The organism is Pseudomonas sp. ACN8 (assembly GCF_002303925.1).
In the GTDB taxonomy this organism is placed as follows: domain Bacteria; phylum Pseudomonadota; class Gammaproteobacteria; order Pseudomonadales; family Pseudomonadaceae; genus Aquipseudomonas.
Map to the genome: position 1 here is coordinate 1 of NZ_MRCS01000021.1, position 15,745 is coordinate 15,745.

The following is a 15,745-nucleotide window of genomic DNA, read 5'->3' on the forward strand; positions in this document are numbered from 1 at the left end:
GGTTTCGCTCCACGCTTCCTCCCCACACTCGGTCGCCCTCATGCAGTTGCGCTTCACTTCGTTCGCTGTGGCCAGCTTACGGCGGGACTTTCACCCGCAAGATTGCGCCCATGCTGGGCGCACATGTAAAAAGGCCGGTCAATGACCGGCCCCTTGGCGTAGATTTACAAGTTTAGTTCACCTCAAGCTTCTCGCGGTTTTTATCGAGAATGGCTTTGCCGATACCCTTGACCTCAAGCAGTTCGTCAATTGAAGCAAAGGGTCCATTATCCTCACGATACGCAACAATCGCTTTCGCCTTGGCTTCGCCCACACCGGACAGTTCGCGGTGCAGTGTTGCTGCATCCGCCGCATTGAGGTTGATTTTGCCGGACTGCTCTTTCTCTGAAGCTTCCATCACCACAGGAGGATTTCCAGCTTCCTGTTTGACTGCAGGTGCAGCTACGACGGCAATTGAAGTGCTGGTCAGCAGGGCAAAAACGAGAGAGTAGAAATAGCCAGTACGCATAAATGACGCTCCATGACATCGATTGAGAAAGCAGCTTTTCCGAAGCTGCCTTCAAAACTTAGGTGATGTCTGGAGCGTGTCAAAAATGTGTCCGTTACAGCATGTGAAACAATCAGGGTTCGAGGCGACGCTGCTGATAGATCCAGTCGACAATCTCGCCGTCGGGGGTATAGCCACTGACGGTTTCGCGTAACTGGCGTACGCGGGAATAATCGTCTTTTCGACTGCTGTGAGAAGCTCAGCCAACCCTTCTCATCCACCCGTACTGTTTCATTTATTCAACACCTTCTCTTGACCGTTTGTTTTCCGTAAGGCCGTACCTGCCAGAAACGGCAAAAAGCCTCGGTATCCCCCGGTTCCACTCACTTGCAATGATAAGCCCCTCCTGGAAAGAACCTGCCGCACCTGCAACCACCACCGCTTAGGAAAACGGCGATTACAAGGTGAAAAGGCACAGTCCAATACGCTACCATGCGCGACGCGGTTGAGACGCTGGGCTCACAGGGGCCATTGTCAATACTTGAACGTCGATCGGCCACCTGTACAAGAAGTCGAGCCACATTACTGATGCGAAATTATTCAGCAAACCCCGTGGAAATGATAAACAGCTTTTGGCGCAACAAACGGCTGACAATGCAGTTGAGTAAACGCGATTTGCCTGGCCGTTATCGCGGTTCGACATTGGGTTTGTCATGGTCTTTTTTCGGTAGTTTTCAAGGCACGCTGGGGTGTATCGGCAGATGAAAGCAAAACCGACTTCGCCATCACTCTTTTCGTTGGCTTGTGCGTGATGTTCACGCGAAAAGTGTATGAATCGGTCGGCCCGCTGGATGAGGCCTTCGGTCGAGGATTCTTCGAAGACGATGACTATTGCCGCCGTGTAGAGCAGTCAGGCCTAAGAGTTCTGTGTGCGGAAGATGTGTTTATTCACCATCAATTGTCTACGTCCTTCAATAAGCTTAAAAGCGCTGATCATCAGGCTCTGTTCGAGCAGAACAAAGCAATAAATGACGCCAAGTGGGGCACGTGTACGCCACACACTTACAAAAACATGGAAAAGAAATGAGCATCTCAATGAACCCGATGCAAAAAACGATTATTTCAAGGCACGTGAATCTCCTTTCATATGCATTAATTTGTGCCATCTTCTATCTAATGGCGTACTACTCTGTCTCAGCCTTGCTACCAAGCTCCATTCCTGCTCATCACGACGATTACGCCAACTATGCGCTGGCTTCAGGAGGTTTGGCCTGGTCGTGGAACCGTCCGCTTTCGACCTGGGCGATTTACATATTTTCCTCCATGGGCCCTGAGTACCTGAGCTGGGCTGTCAGGATCCTCACCGCCACCTACGTATTCCTGTGCTGGAGGATCCTGGTTCAGGTCTTGCAACCTCGCCAGTACTGGATAACTCTGATGTTGTTTGCGGTAGCTTCGCTATCCAGTCCTATCGTCGCCGAATACGCTCGTTACACAGGTATGGTGACGCACATGATGTCGGGCTGCCTGGGTCTCGCAGCCGTATATTTCGTGTTCAAGGATGATCGCGAGACCAGTAACGTCTGGCTATATGCATCAGTGGTGTTGCTGTTGCTGTCCACACTGGCCAAGGAAGACTTTATTCTGTTCTATGCGTTTTCTTTCGCGTACGTTCTGATCAGGTCGAACAACCCGGTCAAAAAACGCATCGTCGTTGGCCTGATCGGCCTGGCAGCGTCACTGCTCATGGTTGCAGGCGCGAAGTTCCTGGCCGCTTCCAGCTTCCTGGGCGAAAACGATGTCCACTCCCCATACTTCATCGATACCTCGGTGACCAGCGTGGCAGCCACGGTGTGGCGTTACCTGACAGGCACCGGACATTCGACCATGATTGGCCACGGGCGCATCGTTGCGGCGGCAATAGTCTTTTCCGGTATTGTGGCGCTGTACGTGCTGGTACGTGACAAGCAGATCCCGAAAACACTTTATATAGTTGGGGCAGCGTTGACACTGATCGCCCCTTATTCCGTCCTGCCGAACCACGTAAACCCATACTATGAGTTGATCTGGCTGCCGTTCATCATTGGCGGCGTCTATGTCGCACTGACAGAATTGTTCAAGACCAACTCCGCGAACTCGATGAGCGCTTATGTAACCTGCGCGTTGCTGGCGACTCTCACCATCCTGTTGTATGTGGTAGACACTCCAGGTCGATCCGCCATTGCCAATTGGTACAACGTTATTGCTTCAGACAATACCCGGGTGCTCAAACAACTTGATGAAAATAAGACCGCCATCAATGCCGCACCATCCGTGTGCGTTTACGGCGCCGGTGCTTTCTCACCGTGGTACATGCACAGTGGCCAATATCTGGACACTGTGATGGGTCTGCATACTGTCTGGAATATCGTTGTCGACAAGAACTCTCCGCTCTATCCGGGCTTCCAGCTGGGGGCGAATATGTCCCATGGAAAGATCGTGGTGACAGGCGAAGCAGACGCAAATGCAAACTGCATAAAAATTTCGATCGCCGAGGCTAAATAATGCGTACGTTGGCGGATTTATTCGCAGGAAAGAACAATAATCTGACCTTTATCCGGCTAGTAGCTGCGCTAGCGGTCATCTACGGCCATACTTCGGCGATTGTTGCCGGTGCCCCGTCAGACTGGGTAGCGGTCACCACAGGTTACGCATTTTTTGGCGGAGTTGCAGTCGACCTTTTTTTCCTGATCAGCGGTTTTCTGGTCACGGCCAGTATCCTGAACAGCGGCGTGAAGAGCTATGTCATCTCCCGGGTGCTGAGGATTTTTCCGGCACTTTGGGTCAATCTGATACTAGTGACGTTTGTGCTGGGCAGTATCGTCACCACATTGTCCGTATCGGACTACCTCACCAATGGCGAGGTCTGGTCTTACTTTAAGAACCTGGCATTTGCCTACCAAGGTGCTTTTTTCCTGCCGGGCGTATTCACTCAAAATCATAATCACGCAGTGAACGGTTCGCTCTGGTCGGTAGTGATCGAAGTCTGGCTATATGTCGTTGTCCTGTTTTTCTACCTCTTCGGCTTGATGCGCAATCGTGCCGTGTTCAATACGTTGTTTTTCGTTCTGATTGTGGTGATTTGGAACAACCAGGGATCTCTGCCGCCGGCATTCGGTTCGACGATGTTGCATGTCTGCCTGTTGTTCTATATAGGCTCGTTTCTATACATCAACCGCGACAGCGTGCCCGTCAGTCCGTACTTTTTGCTGATCGCACTATTTCTGGCCGGCATTACGCTGGGTACTGAAAAATTTGTCTATGGCTACATACTGCTGCTGGTGACTTTCTTCTGTTCGGTCAGTTTTCTGAAACAATTCGCATGGATGGATAAGTGGGGAGATTACTCTTACGGCGTCTATCTTTACGGCTGGCCGGCACAACAGCTGACCGCCTGGGCATTCCCACAGTTTTCAGGGATTCAAAACTGCCTGGTTGCCAGTACGATCGCCTTGACTTGCGGTATTGCCTCTTGGCATCTCGTCGAAAAAAGAGCCATGCGCCTAAAAAAGGTTTTCATCAAAAAACCTACAACATCAGCGATCAATTCCGGATTGAATAACCAAGGAGCATTGATATGATCCCTCTCTTTTCCGATGTAGCAATGAATAAAAATCTGGACTTCCTTGGTGCGGTTAAAAAGGTTCTGGACCGTCACTGGTATGTTCTGGGTGAAGAAGTGACTGGTTTCGAAGCGGAGTTCGCCGCCTATGTAGGCGTCGAGCACTGTGTGACCATGGCAAACGGCACAGATGCAATCGAGATTGCCCTGCGCAGCGTCGGTGTTGAGCGTGGTGATAAAGTAGTTACCGTGGCCAACGCCGGCTTCTACAGCAGCACGGCCATTCATGCCATCGGCGCCACACCACTCTATGTCGACATCGACCCGTCCAGCATGACCATGTCGGTCGAGGCTCTTTCAGAGGCACTCAAACACAAGCCCAAGTGCGTGATTGTCACTCACCTTTACGGTCAGTTGGCAGATATCAAAGAATTGTTGGCTCTGGCCCATGCGGCCGGCGTGAAATTGATTGAGGATTGCGCACAATCTCACGGCGCACAGCGCGATGGTCGTCAGGCCGGAAGCTTTGGTGATGTGGCTTGTTTCAGTTTCTACCCCACCAAAAACCTCGGCGCCCTGGGTGATGGTGGTGCAGTTGTGACCAACAATGAGGAATTGGCCGCACGCCTCAAGACTCTGCGCCAGTACGGCTGGTCCTCCAAGTATCACGTTGGGCATGCCGGCGGCAAAAACAGTCGCCTGGATGAAATGCAAGCCGCGATTCTACGGATCAAGCTGCCGTTGCTGGACGCCTGGAACGCTGCGCGCCGCGACATCGCTTTTCGCTACAATGCCGCCTTTGCGGACCTGGGTTTCGAAGCTTTGCCATCGGTCGACGAGTCATACGCCGCACACTTGTATGTCGCGCGCATTCAGAATCGTGATGCTCTGCGTGAATTCCTGAAGTCCCAAGGCGTTACCACTGACGTTCATTACCCGGTTCCGGACCACCAGCAAGCAGCCTATACCGAGCCCCATGTTGTCGGCTCCATGGAAGTGACCGAAAGCACGTGCAAAAACCTGGTGACCCTACCTTGCTTCCCCGGCATGACCGATGAAGCGGTAGAGACAGTCATCACAGCTGTGAAAAAATACTTCGAACAATAAGGAGCATCATCGCTTGCTAACTTTAGTCATTCCTGTTTATAAAAACGAAGGCTCATTGCCGGACTTGTTGATCGCCATCGATGGACTGAACAGCAAATTAGCAGGCGATTTCGAAGTGGTCTTTGTGATCGACGGCAGTCCAGACCGATGCTACGAGATCTTGCGGGATGAGTTACCCAAGCAACGCTTCGAATCCCGCCTGGTCTTGCTCTCCCGCAACTTTGGCTCGTTCCCGGCCATTCGGGTAGGCCTTGAGGCCGGTCGTGGTGATCGTTTTGCGGTCATGGCTGCCGACTTGCAGGAACCACCGGAGCTGGTGCTGGAGATGAACACGCAACTGCTCAGTGGGCAGTACGATGTGGTTCTCGGCGTCCGTGAAGGTCGGGACGACCCCCTTCTGTCGCGTATTGCCTCCAAAACATTCTGGAACCTGTATCGACGCTATGTAGTACCGGAAATTCCAGAAGGTGGCGTGGATGTCTTCGGCTGCAACAAAACCTTTCGCGACACGCTCCTGACCCTCGATGAAAGGCACAGTTCGTTGATCGCACAGATTTTCTGGCTGGGCTATCGGCGCAAGACTATTTCCTACAACCGCCTTAAGCGTGAGCACGGCAAGTCGGCATGGACGTTCACCAAAAAAGTGAACTACATGATGGACAGCATTTTCGCATTTACCGACCTTCCCATCCGCCTCCTGACACGTTTGGGTGGTGTAACTACCCTTCTAGCTGCCAGTTTCGGTATCGCCGTAGCCATTGCGCGGCTTCTTGGACTGATCACAGTTTCAGGTTACGCAATGACCATTAATGTCATCGTCTTTCTGGGGGCAGCCAACCTGTTGGGCCTGGGGATCGTAGGTTCATACGCATGGCGTACCTACGAAAATACCAAGGCCAGGCCGTTAGCCATCCCGATGAGGACAGAGAATTTCAATCATGAATAATGAAAACGCCGAGTATTTCGTTCACCCCAAAGGGCTTTGCGAATCCCCACATATCGGTAAGGACACCAAGATCTGGGCTTTCGCGCATGTATTGCCCGAAGCCCGTCTCGGCTCCGAATGCAACATTTGCGATAACGTCTTTATCGAGAACGATGTGGTCATTGGTGACCGCGTCACGATCAAATGCGGAGTTCAGGTGTGGGATGGTATCGAGATCATGGACGATGTGTTCATTGGCCCCAATGCCACTTTCACCAATGACCGCTTCCCGCGCAGCAAGCAGTATCCGGATGAATTCCTGCGCACAATCGTCAAGACCAAAGCGACCATCGGTGCCAACGCCACCATTCTCCCCGGCCTGACCATTGGTGAAAACGCCATGATCGGCGCTGGTGCCGTTGTAACCCGATCCGTCCCTCCGTTTGCAATAGTCGTCGGCAACCCGGCCAAGATCATTGGTTACGCTGACGCCGTCGAGAGTACCAACGAGAGCATGAAGGTCAGTGCCTCGTCGAAACCGGCAGTGACCGGCACCAAAGTGTCCGGAGTCACATTGCATACCTTCAAGGCTGTTCCTGACCTGCGTGGCAGCCTGTCGGTGGGTGAATTCGAACGCGAGATTCCGTTCAACCCGAAACGCTATTTCCTGGTCTATGACGTACCCACTGCCGATACCCGTGGCGAGCACGCTCACCACCAGTGCCACCAATTTCTGATCGCAGTCAGAGGCAGCATCCGTGTAGTCGTGGATGATGGCCAGACGCGTGAAGAAATCACACTGGATCGCCCTAACATGGGCTTGTACCTGCCGCCCAAGACCTGGGGCATTCAGTACAAGTACTCAGCCGATGCCATGTTGTTGGTGTTCGCATCCGACTATTACGACGCCGACGACTACATCCGCGACTACGGTCAGTTTGTCGATCTGATCAAATCTCAAAAGCAGGCTTGAGCGGATGTCGAGGCGAAAGACGTTGACCGACCTGGTCAAGTTTGTTGTTGGCGGTGGCATCAACACCGCCTTTACCTTCGGCCTGTACTTCGGCCTTCAGGTCGTATTGCCTTATCAAGTGGCGTACGCCCTGGCCTTTGCCACTGGCGTAGTATTTTCCTATTGGTTCAACGCAACGGTCGTTTTCAAGACCCCCGTCAGTTGGAAAGGCTTCTTTGCCTTTCCACTGGTATACCTGGTGCAGTATCTGTTGTCGGCAGCACTGTTAAGCGTCTTTGTCGAGCGCTTCAGCATTCCTCAGAGCGTTGCACCGCTGGTCGTCATTGTGGTGACTATCCCCGTTACTTTTGTGATGACGCGCTGGTTCCTGCGTCGCACATAAGGTGATACCACCACTGTTTTCGCTTTGACCCTGGTATTTTTTTATCGCCGAATTCCGTTTGGCCATGTTGAAGCTGGCCGGCTCACCATAGCCACGACCAGAATCCTGCTTTGGGGTCGAGTGAACTCGCCTGGAAGCGAAATAGCTGCCCCTCCCATTGGTGCGTCGATCAATTGCTCGCTGCCCTAGGCCTATCCTCGCTGCGCATTGACGCTACGAACAAACCAAGATCCCGATCGTCCGACGAGTCTTTGGAGATCAAAGACGGTCGAGTGGTCTTGTCCACGGTTATTGTGACATCAAGGAACTTGCTTGCTGTATTGACCGGTACATAGACTGGTGCTCTAACGCCAGGAGTGACTCTCACAACCGTTGGCGCGGCACCACCTACAGAAACTGAAATATTCTTCGCGGGCCACGAGTCCGGTATATACGCATCCAACACCAATGTTCCGCCACAATTTCTCAGTACGGCGCGCGCACTGCCAGAAGTCCATCCACTACCGTCACGCACATCGATCCATCCAGCTCCCTGCACAGGCTCAGCGCAGCCAATCCGCCGATATGGGCCTAGACCGTACTCACGCTGAATTTCGACGCCACGACGAGCTATTTCTATAGGTTGCTGAAGTAGAGCTGCATCTTCCTCGGTGTTTACACCAAACAAGGTTACATCAAGCATCCCCATATAAACCTCGTGGCGGTATGGAGCCTTTGCCCACTCATCCGAGGCGGTTAAGCCATGCCCAACGACAAATGCCAGGGATATGACCAATGCCAGTACCGCTAGCACCTTCGGCTTCACACCTGTCATAGATGTCGATTTTATAGCCAGAAATATGGACCAGATAACGCCAATGACTATCAGCGTAATGTCCAGAGAGTATCTGGATGCCATTGCATTAACCGGGTCAAATCGACCACGCGCATATGACACGGCCGCTACGTGAAGACCACCATAGATGATCATCGCCAAAGGAAGTAAGGGGAGTTTCTTCGACGAGAAGACCCCAGCAATCACGGTCCCGCACGCAGTTCCGAGCAGAACGAAAGCGGCCAGATGCTGTACCCATGTCGGCAAACCGAGCACCGCGATAGTTTCATTCCCCATGAACGCAGTCGAGAGAGCGAAAGAGAGTCCTACCACAGCATTTAAAAGGCTAGAGTCGCCCGTACTGGAAATCTCTCCGGGAGCAACATAGCCGCCGATGACATACAAAACTATCGAAATAACAAGAGCACCGGCCACTGCGCGTCGAAATCGCACCGCCCCTCCGTCCTTTGGATCAGATACGAAGATGCAGAATATCGAGGCGAATACAAACGCATAAGTCCACCCATAAGCAAGCACCAAGGTAATTAATGGTGTTGATGCAAGAATCGTCCAACGAAGCGCCTTCGAGCCGTCAGACGATCCGAGGGCACGCTCGAGGCCAATCCAGTACAAAATGAAAATCAAGTTCTTGCCAAATAGGGTTACACCAACATCGAGTGCATACAATTCCCAGTTGGCCAAACTAAATAATGCAAGGAAGGTGATTGCCGCCAACCCTATAAAGGCAAGAAAGCTTATGGCTCCCTTCGGCTCCAAGGTCCTGTACTGATAAAGTCCCAGCACAATACCGGTGATTGCAAGAACCAAACCGCTGAGCAATGCGGCCGAAAACACTCTAAGCCCAAACAACTTGGCGTTTAAATAGACGGCGGTTTGCGCAATGAGCCCGTGGTGTTGGCCTTGGTCCCACGTCGATAGTAGTGATGCACGTCCTTGCTCAGAATTATCGAAGTACATCAAGAATCGCAATGAATCCATAAATACAACCTGCGGATGCAGCACACGCATGTATGCGACGAACCCGGCAAGGAAAATCACCGCGAGCGCGAGCACGGGCACAATTGCAGCTGGCCTGCCACATTGTTTTATTTTTGTACACATCATGCGATTCGAATGCCTTTTCAAGGGAAACAGTAAGAGCGGCGAATGGTATCGCAATGATTTGACTCGGCGCGAGCCAAACGTCAAATCCCCGGCCAGTCTTGAAGGTGCTCGCCGCACTGGATCACCCAGCGCGCCAATGTCTGGCGAGATATCTTGATGCCATGCCGACTCAGCACCGCCTCGAAACGATGCAGCGGCAAGCCGTCGACATACTTGGTGGTTAGCAGCATCGCCAACACGCTCGGGCTGGCCATACTCTTTTCGATTAACTGTGCAGGTTTGTCAGCGGTGACTGGAGCGGTTTCGCTACCACGGCAACCGTAAACTTTACGGATGTGTTTGTTCACCCGGATCTGCATCGGCACGATATCCATCTGCTCGCTGGTTTCTTCGCCGATAGCATGTTTGCGGCAACCGCAGGCACACGTCAGTTCGTGTTCAGACAGTTCGTGGATGACTTCGATACGCGGCAGCTCAGCCGACAACAGTTTGCGCTTGCCTCGGCGCCTGGTCGGAGCAACAACCTCTTCTTCAACGTCTTCGTCGACAGGCTCGGCAAGGCTTTCCGCCTCGTTGAAAAGGGCTAGCTGAGGCGTTGCCAGATCGGCTGTCTGCTCGGACTTACGTCCGAACAGGCGCTGGCGCAGCAGCGCGTTTTCTTCTTCAAGATGAACGATGCGGCCCTTGTTAGACTCGCGCTCAATCAGCATCTGCTCTAGCAATTGCTTGAACAGCGCGGGGTCGCCAGGAAGGTCTTTGGGCATCGAAATCATGCCCTGGATTATACCGAATCAGGCCACGAATCGTGGCGTCAAAACCTGATGGGGGCGGTTGCGCCAGAGGTCAAAACCGTCGAGCATCCAGTTGAGTTCCTGGACGGTCAGGACAATTGCCTTGTCGGTGACATCGGGCGATGTTTTGAATCGCTCGGACTCCAGCCGTTTGAGCCATAGGCAGTAGCCATTGCGCTCCCAATATAAAATCTTCACTCGGTTGCGGGGCTTGTTGAGGAAGACGAAAAGCACGAGGTCAAAAACCGCGACCTTAATGTCCAACTCGACCAGCACAGCCAGACCGTCGATGGATTTTCGGAAGTCGACGGGCTTGGGTAGAGACAGACTTTTTCGACTTTGGCGTCGGGACGCATCATGAGGTGCAGGCTCCGGAAAAGAATCGGGAGCACAGCATCGGGGATCAGATGACGGCTTTGAATGTGGGGTTCATGGAGCGCTTACGCTTTTCCCAAGCTGCTCCTCAATCGTAGGTAATAGTGGGCACATGTTAAAAATGCGAGTGTTACAGGTTGTGAAACAATCAGGGTTCGAGACGGCGCTGTTGGTGGATCCAGTCAACGATTTCACCCTCGGGGGTGTAGCCACTGACGGTTTCGCGAAGGAGTTGGCGGACGCGGGTGTAATCATCTTGACCGACTGCGTTAAGGAGATCGGTCAGCCTGGCCTTGAGCACGTCCCAAGAGAGATGATCTTCATTCGCGCTCATGATCATCGGGTGCTCAGTTGCTGAAACATTGTCCCCGATCAAGAGCTCTTCGTAGAGCTTCTCACCGGGGCGCAACCCTGTGAATTCGATAGCGATATCACCGTGAGGATTTCTCTCCGATCGAACACTTAAACCCGACAAGTGAATCATCTTCTCGGCTAACTCGACGATTCTGACCGGCTCGCCCATGTCCAAAACAAACACATCGCCCCCCTGCCCCATCGAACCCGCCTGGATAACCAACTGGGCGGCTTCGGGAATCGTCATGAAGTAACGAGTGATCTTGGGGTGCGTTACTGTTAAAGGTCCGCCAGATTTGATCTGCTTGTAAAAAAGCGGAATGACCGAACCTGAAGATCCAAGCACATTGCCAAAACGAACCATGGTGAAGCGAGTCTTATTCACGCGCGAAACATTCGAATCATCACCGAACAACACGGGTGCAAGCTCACGGCTGAGAGCCTGCAGCGTTAATTCCGAGAGTCGCTTGGTACTTCCCATGACATTGGTAGGACGTACGGCTTTGTCGGTAGAAATCAGTACAAAGTTAGCCACGCCGGCGGTCAATGCTGCCTGCGCAGTGTTGAGCGTTCCGATAACATTGTTCAGAACGCCTTCGGCGATATTGTGCTCAACCATCGGTACATGTTTGTACGCCGCCGCGTGATAAACAGTGTCCACACCCCACGCCGTCATGACATTGAGCAACTTGTCCTGATTACGCACGGATCCGAGGATGGGCAACACACGCACCGACAACGACTCACGAGCAATACTTTGCTCAAGCTCCGACAGAATCGAATACAGATTGAATTCGCTGTGTTCGAACAACAAAAGCGTGATTGGGTGCAAGGAAAGGATCTGACGGCAAAGCTCCGAACCGATTGATCCGCCGGCCCCCGTAACGAGAACGCATTGCCCCTTGATACAGTGCTCGAGCAGACCTCCCTGCGCCGGCACCGCATCACGACCCAGCAAGTCTGCGATGTCTACTTCTTGAATGTCGTCGACCTTGACGCGGCCACTGGCAAGATCCATGAAGCCAGGTACGCTGCGAACGTGTAACGGAAAACCTTCAAGAAACCCGAGGATCTCACGGCGCCGGCCTCGATTTGATGAAGGGATCGCGAGAAGGATCTCTTGGGCACCGGTCGAATCGATCATCTGTTGAATGTGTTTGGGTTTGAAGACTTGCAATCCGGAAATGATCCGGTCAGCAATGCCACTATCATCGTCGATGAATGCGACTGGCCGCATCACGCGTCCCATGCGCAATGCAGCGACCAGTTGATTGCCCGCCGCGCCCGCGCCATAGATGGCAACTTTAGGCAGTCCATCATCTCGGCTGGTGAAAGGAACATGCTGGGCCGCAGCAAACCAGTCACCGAGAAAGTACTGACGCATGGCGAGCCGCAGACCGCCAATCATCACAAGGCTCAACCACCAATAGTTGAAGATGATCGAGCGTGGCACCACATTTTCGTGGTTGCTGTACCAGTAGACGATTACGCCCAAAACCAAAGAGGACAAACTGACCGCTTTGATGATTGCAATTAATGCGTCATTCCCGAAATAACGCATCACGGCGCGATACATGCCAAAGCGGATGAACAGCGGAATGGCGACAATTGGAGCGAAGGCAAAGAGCCATTGATGGGTCGTAAAAGGATTGATAAGTTCTTCAATACCCAGGCGAACGACGAAGGAAAGCCACAGCGATACCCACACCAGCAGGATGTCCGCCGTAACCTGTATCAACCGCTTCTGACGCCGGGTCAGAGAAAGCAACCAAGCGCGCAATTGCCCCATAAATCCATCTATCACTTCGTTTTTATCCCCTGACTTCACGCGCCAACTTTTCCGAAAATTTATCCATAAAGGGTCGCCGTCCTCAGACGGTTTTTTCAAGCGAACCTGCCTCGAACTTGAAGGCCAGGACGATCAAGGGGGCATAGGCTATTACCAATCCGGTCGCGCCGTCCAGCTTAAGCAAGGTTACGCTCAGTGCGACAGGAAACAACCACAGCAGGTTAATCAGAGAGACACCAACAGTGACCGGAAAGTGCCCGCCAAAATGACGGGATGCGTATTGATAACCGTGACTGCGGTGCGCCTCATACACTTTGTCGCCTCTGACAAGGCGGCGAATCAGGGTAACAGTCGCATCGACGACGAAGACGCCGAGCATGATCAACCAGGCAAAAAAGTATTCACTGCCTGCCCACGCGGCTTGAATCGAAAGGGCACCCAGAACGATGCCGAGAAAACCACTACCGGCATCGCCCATGAAGATGCGCGCCGGGGGGAAATTCCAGTACAGAAATCCGGCCACCGTCATCATCAGTATCAATGGCACCCAGATCATGGCTTCCTGACCGGCAAGATAATAAATGACCGACATCGCGAGGCATGCGACGATCGCCTCTAGACTGGCGAGACCGTCAATACCGTCCATGAAGTTATAGAGATTCAACATCCAGACGAGATAGATGGCGGCGAGCGCCCCTCCGAACCACCCCAGATCGAGAGAAAACCCAAAAAAGTTCAGTGCGGGTAAGCCGCCCATCCAGAACATTACCCACGCGGATGCGACGAAATGACCCAACAAACGCCACCTTGCAGCAATATGCCCGTGATCGTCCATGAAACCGATCACTGCGACCAACGCTCCGGAGCCGATCATCGCAATAAGTTGCGCTATCGGCTGCAAATCAGCGCTGGCCATGAAAATCAGGCAAAACAGAAATGCCAATACAATCGCAACACCACCGCCGCGCGGCGTAGGAATGGAGTGGGAGCTGCGGGCATTGGGGATGTCGATGATACTGCGATGCAATGCGTATCGACGCAACACTGCAGTCAAAAGCAATGAGAGAACCGCAGCAAATGGAAGGACGTACCAATAGGTCATTGATTTTGCTCGCTAATAAAATGTTCAGCGGTCTTGCGTAGAGCTTGGTCGAGCGTCAGCACAGGCTGCCACCCAAGCATTTGCCGAGCTTTAGTGATATCGACTTGCAACGAACCACATAGTCGCTGCGATAGGCTTTTTTTGCCCAGTAACGTTGCACCCGCTATGAGCAACCATTCTGGAACAGGTATCAAACGGGGCGGACAATTCAATGCAGTCCCGAGCTTACGCAACAACTGCGAAGTGGATACGTCTTCGCCGTCACTCACCAGAAATGTTTCATTAGCGGCAGCTGGATGATTTATGCAGGTCTGGATCATATCTACAAGATTATCCAGTCCCACAAGACTGCGCTGGTTTTGTATCGCCCCAAAAGGAAGCGGTACGCCCTTTTGCAACCATCTCATCATGTTCTCAAAATTCGCCTTAACGCCAGGTCCATAAACAAGTACGGGGCGGATGATGACAACTTCCATACCCGTTTCGGCTGCGATCAATCGAAGTCCTTCCTCAGCTTCCAGCTTGGAGATACCGTAAAAATCCACCGGATTTGGAGTATCGGTTTCCTTGTAAGGACAACCTGGAGGAGTACCTTCTCCGTTCACCTTGACGGAGCTGACGAAGATGAATCGCTTGATCCCTGCGGCTGCCGCATTACGCGCCAAATTCAACGTATACTCGACATTGATTGCACGGAATGCCGCAAGCGGATCCGCTGCCGTGTCATTCATAACATGTACACGAGACGCCAAATGTATGAAAACGTCTACATTTACAAGTGACTGATGTCCAACGCCAATTTCAGAAAAATCAGAAAATATATAGTAATCGACTCCTTCTCTAAGTGTGATAGGTGACTGACGAACAAGGACCGCTAAATTAAGCTCATTATGCAGGGAAAGTTGCTCTACGAGGCTATTTCCAACAAACCCACTACTCCCGGTAACCAAAATTCTGGTCATTTATTTTGCCTCAAAATCACAAGGGTAAGGCAAAGGCCAGTAAATACAAATTTATCGCGTAACCGTCTTCGGCATCTGAAGCCCGCGAATGCTAACCGCGCCAGATCCAGGCGGCGCAAATTGCTCCAACTCCGGACGAAGGGGGTGTCGCGGACTCCGATCAACGTTGAAATAAGCAAAGACTGGTTTAGCCACCAGCCATCGAACACCTTTGAAAGCCGGGCACGAAAGGCTTTTACTCCACTGTTGACTCCGACTTGATTATTGGCATGCTGTCGATATCGCATATAGGAATTACTATCTATTTCCCAAGTGAAATCATGCGTTCGACTAAAGGCATAACAGTACCAATCATGAAGGGTTACGTTCTGCACTTGTGAGAAATTATGCGCAATATGCTCCTGTAACCTAACAAACAGGATTTTTGAAAACACGTAAGTGCAGCCAGGCCCAGCAGCTTCGAATAAATGATCATACTGAACCTGTGGCTGGGATTTAATGATTACACACTCCCTTCCATCTGGCCAAAAAGCAGTAACGTTGCCCGAATAGCCGTCGACGCCTTGTTTAGACATAACGTGAACCGCTTGGATCAACTTCCTCGGCAACCAGATGTCATCCTGATCAGCAAATGAAAAATAATCGAAGTTTTCCGTTGGTGCATCTTTTACCAACCGGAAAAAATTTCGAGCGGCGCCCCCAAATTTTCCGCCATGAGGCAGGTACTTCACGCGACAATCCGATTCTGCTAAATCAGTGACCCACTGCTCCGTCCCGTCATCAGACGTATCGACGCTGATCAAGAGAGTGACCGATACGTCTTCTTGATTGAGAATGGAGTTAACTTGTTCTGCAATCCACTGACGGCCGTTATAAGCAGCCAACATAACTAAATAGCGAGGTACCATCCTCATATCTCTCTTCGAATGAAAATCTCGCATGAATCTAAAGATCAGCG

Annotated in this window: 13 protein-coding genes and 2 pseudogenes; 6 read left to right on the plus strand and 9 right to left on the minus strand. The window is 52.1% G+C overall.

Going from position 1 to position 15,745, the window contains the following annotated elements; translation table 11 throughout:
- Window positions 1–172 precede the first annotated feature (172 nt).
- Window positions 173–508 carry a ComEA family DNA-binding protein gene (locus BSF44_RS13650; RefSeq protein ID WP_095943941.1) on the minus strand — a complete coding sequence of 112 codons (336 nt, stop codon included), beginning with the start codon at window positions 506–508 and terminating at the stop codon, window positions 173–175.
- 112 nt (window positions 509–620) lie between these two features.
- Window positions 621–728, minus strand: a pseudogene (locus tag BSF44_RS31110) (hypothetical protein); the annotation flags it as partial.
- Between the two features lie 842 nt (window positions 729–1,570).
- Here BSF44_RS31110 and BSF44_RS13660 point away from each other — a divergent pair.
- Genes BSF44_RS13660 through BSF44_RS13685 form a run of 6 tightly spaced genes read left to right on the plus strand, consistent with a single transcriptional unit; the run spans window position 1,571 to window position 7,475 of the window.
- Window positions 1,571–3,031, plus strand: a complete 1,461-nt coding sequence (locus BSF44_RS13660; protein WP_095943943.1) for a hypothetical protein — start codon at window positions 1,571–1,573, stop codon at window positions 3,029–3,031.
- Entirely contained in the window at window positions 3,031–4,107 is a 1,077-nt protein-coding gene (locus BSF44_RS13665; protein WP_095943944.1) for an acyltransferase, read from the plus strand. The genes BSF44_RS13660 and BSF44_RS13665 overlap by 1 nt, the downstream gene beginning before the upstream one ends.
- Window positions 4,104–5,195, plus strand: a complete 1,092-nt coding sequence (locus tag BSF44_RS13670) for a DegT/DnrJ/EryC1/StrS aminotransferase family protein (RefSeq protein WP_095943945.1) — start codon at window positions 4,104–4,106, stop codon at window positions 5,193–5,195. Before BSF44_RS13665 ends, BSF44_RS13670 begins: the two co-directional genes overlap by 4 nt.
- A gap of 13 nt (window positions 5,196–5,208) precedes the next feature.
- Window positions 5,209–6,141, plus strand: a complete 933-nt coding sequence (locus tag BSF44_RS13675) for a glycosyltransferase family 2 protein (RefSeq protein WP_095943946.1) — start codon at window positions 5,209–5,211, stop codon at window positions 6,139–6,141.
- Window positions 6,134–7,093, plus strand: a complete 960-nt coding sequence (locus BSF44_RS13680; protein WP_095943947.1) for a WxcM-like domain-containing protein — start codon at window positions 6,134–6,136, stop codon at window positions 7,091–7,093. Before BSF44_RS13675 ends, BSF44_RS13680 begins: the two co-directional genes overlap by 8 nt.
- A gap of 22 nt (window positions 7,094–7,115) precedes the next feature.
- Window positions 7,116–7,475, plus strand: coding sequence for a GtrA family protein (locus BSF44_RS13685; protein ID WP_218194552.1), 360 nt, complete (start codon window positions 7,116–7,118; stop codon window positions 7,473–7,475).
- A 169-nt stretch (window positions 7,476–7,644) separates the two neighbouring features.
- On the opposite strand, the gene BSF44_RS13690 is transcribed toward BSF44_RS13685, so the two are convergent.
- The 7 genes and pseudogenes from BSF44_RS13690 to BSF44_RS13720 all read right to left on the minus strand — a co-directional run bounded on the left by BSF44_RS13690 (window position 7,645) and on the right by BSF44_RS13720 (window position 15,695).
- Entirely contained in the window at window positions 7,645–9,414 is a 1,770-nt protein-coding gene (locus BSF44_RS13690; protein ID WP_095943949.1) for a hypothetical protein, read from the minus strand.
- 98 nt (window positions 9,415–9,512) lie between these two features.
- Window positions 9,513–10,187, minus strand: a pseudogene (locus BSF44_RS13695) (transposase); the annotation flags it as partial.
- Between the two features lie 18 nt (window positions 10,188–10,205).
- Window positions 10,206–10,481, minus strand: a complete 276-nt coding sequence (tnpB, locus tag BSF44_RS13700) for an IS66 family insertion sequence element accessory protein TnpB (protein ID WP_256589075.1) — start codon at window positions 10,479–10,481, stop codon at window positions 10,206–10,208.
- Window positions 10,482–10,728: 247 nt separating this feature from the next.
- Entirely contained in the window at window positions 10,729–12,723 is a 1,995-nt protein-coding gene (locus BSF44_RS13705; RefSeq protein WP_095943950.1) for a nucleoside-diphosphate sugar epimerase/dehydratase, read from the minus strand.
- A gap of 82 nt (window positions 12,724–12,805) precedes the next feature.
- On the minus strand, window positions 12,806–13,825 hold the full coding sequence (locus BSF44_RS13710) for a glycosyltransferase family 4 protein (protein WP_095943951.1): 1,020 nt from the start codon (window positions 13,823–13,825) through the stop codon (window positions 12,806–12,808).
- Entirely contained in the window at window positions 13,822–14,787 is a 966-nt protein-coding gene (locus BSF44_RS13715) for an SDR family oxidoreductase (protein ID WP_095943952.1), read from the minus strand. The genes BSF44_RS13710 and BSF44_RS13715 overlap by 4 nt, the downstream gene beginning before the upstream one ends.
- Window positions 14,784–15,695 (minus strand): glycosyltransferase, encoded by a 912-nt coding sequence (locus BSF44_RS13720; RefSeq protein ID WP_371918247.1) that lies wholly within the window; start codon window positions 15,693–15,695, stop codon window positions 14,784–14,786. Before BSF44_RS13720 ends, BSF44_RS13715 begins: the two co-directional genes overlap by 4 nt.
- Between the last annotated feature and the right edge of the window lie 50 nt (window positions 15,696–15,745).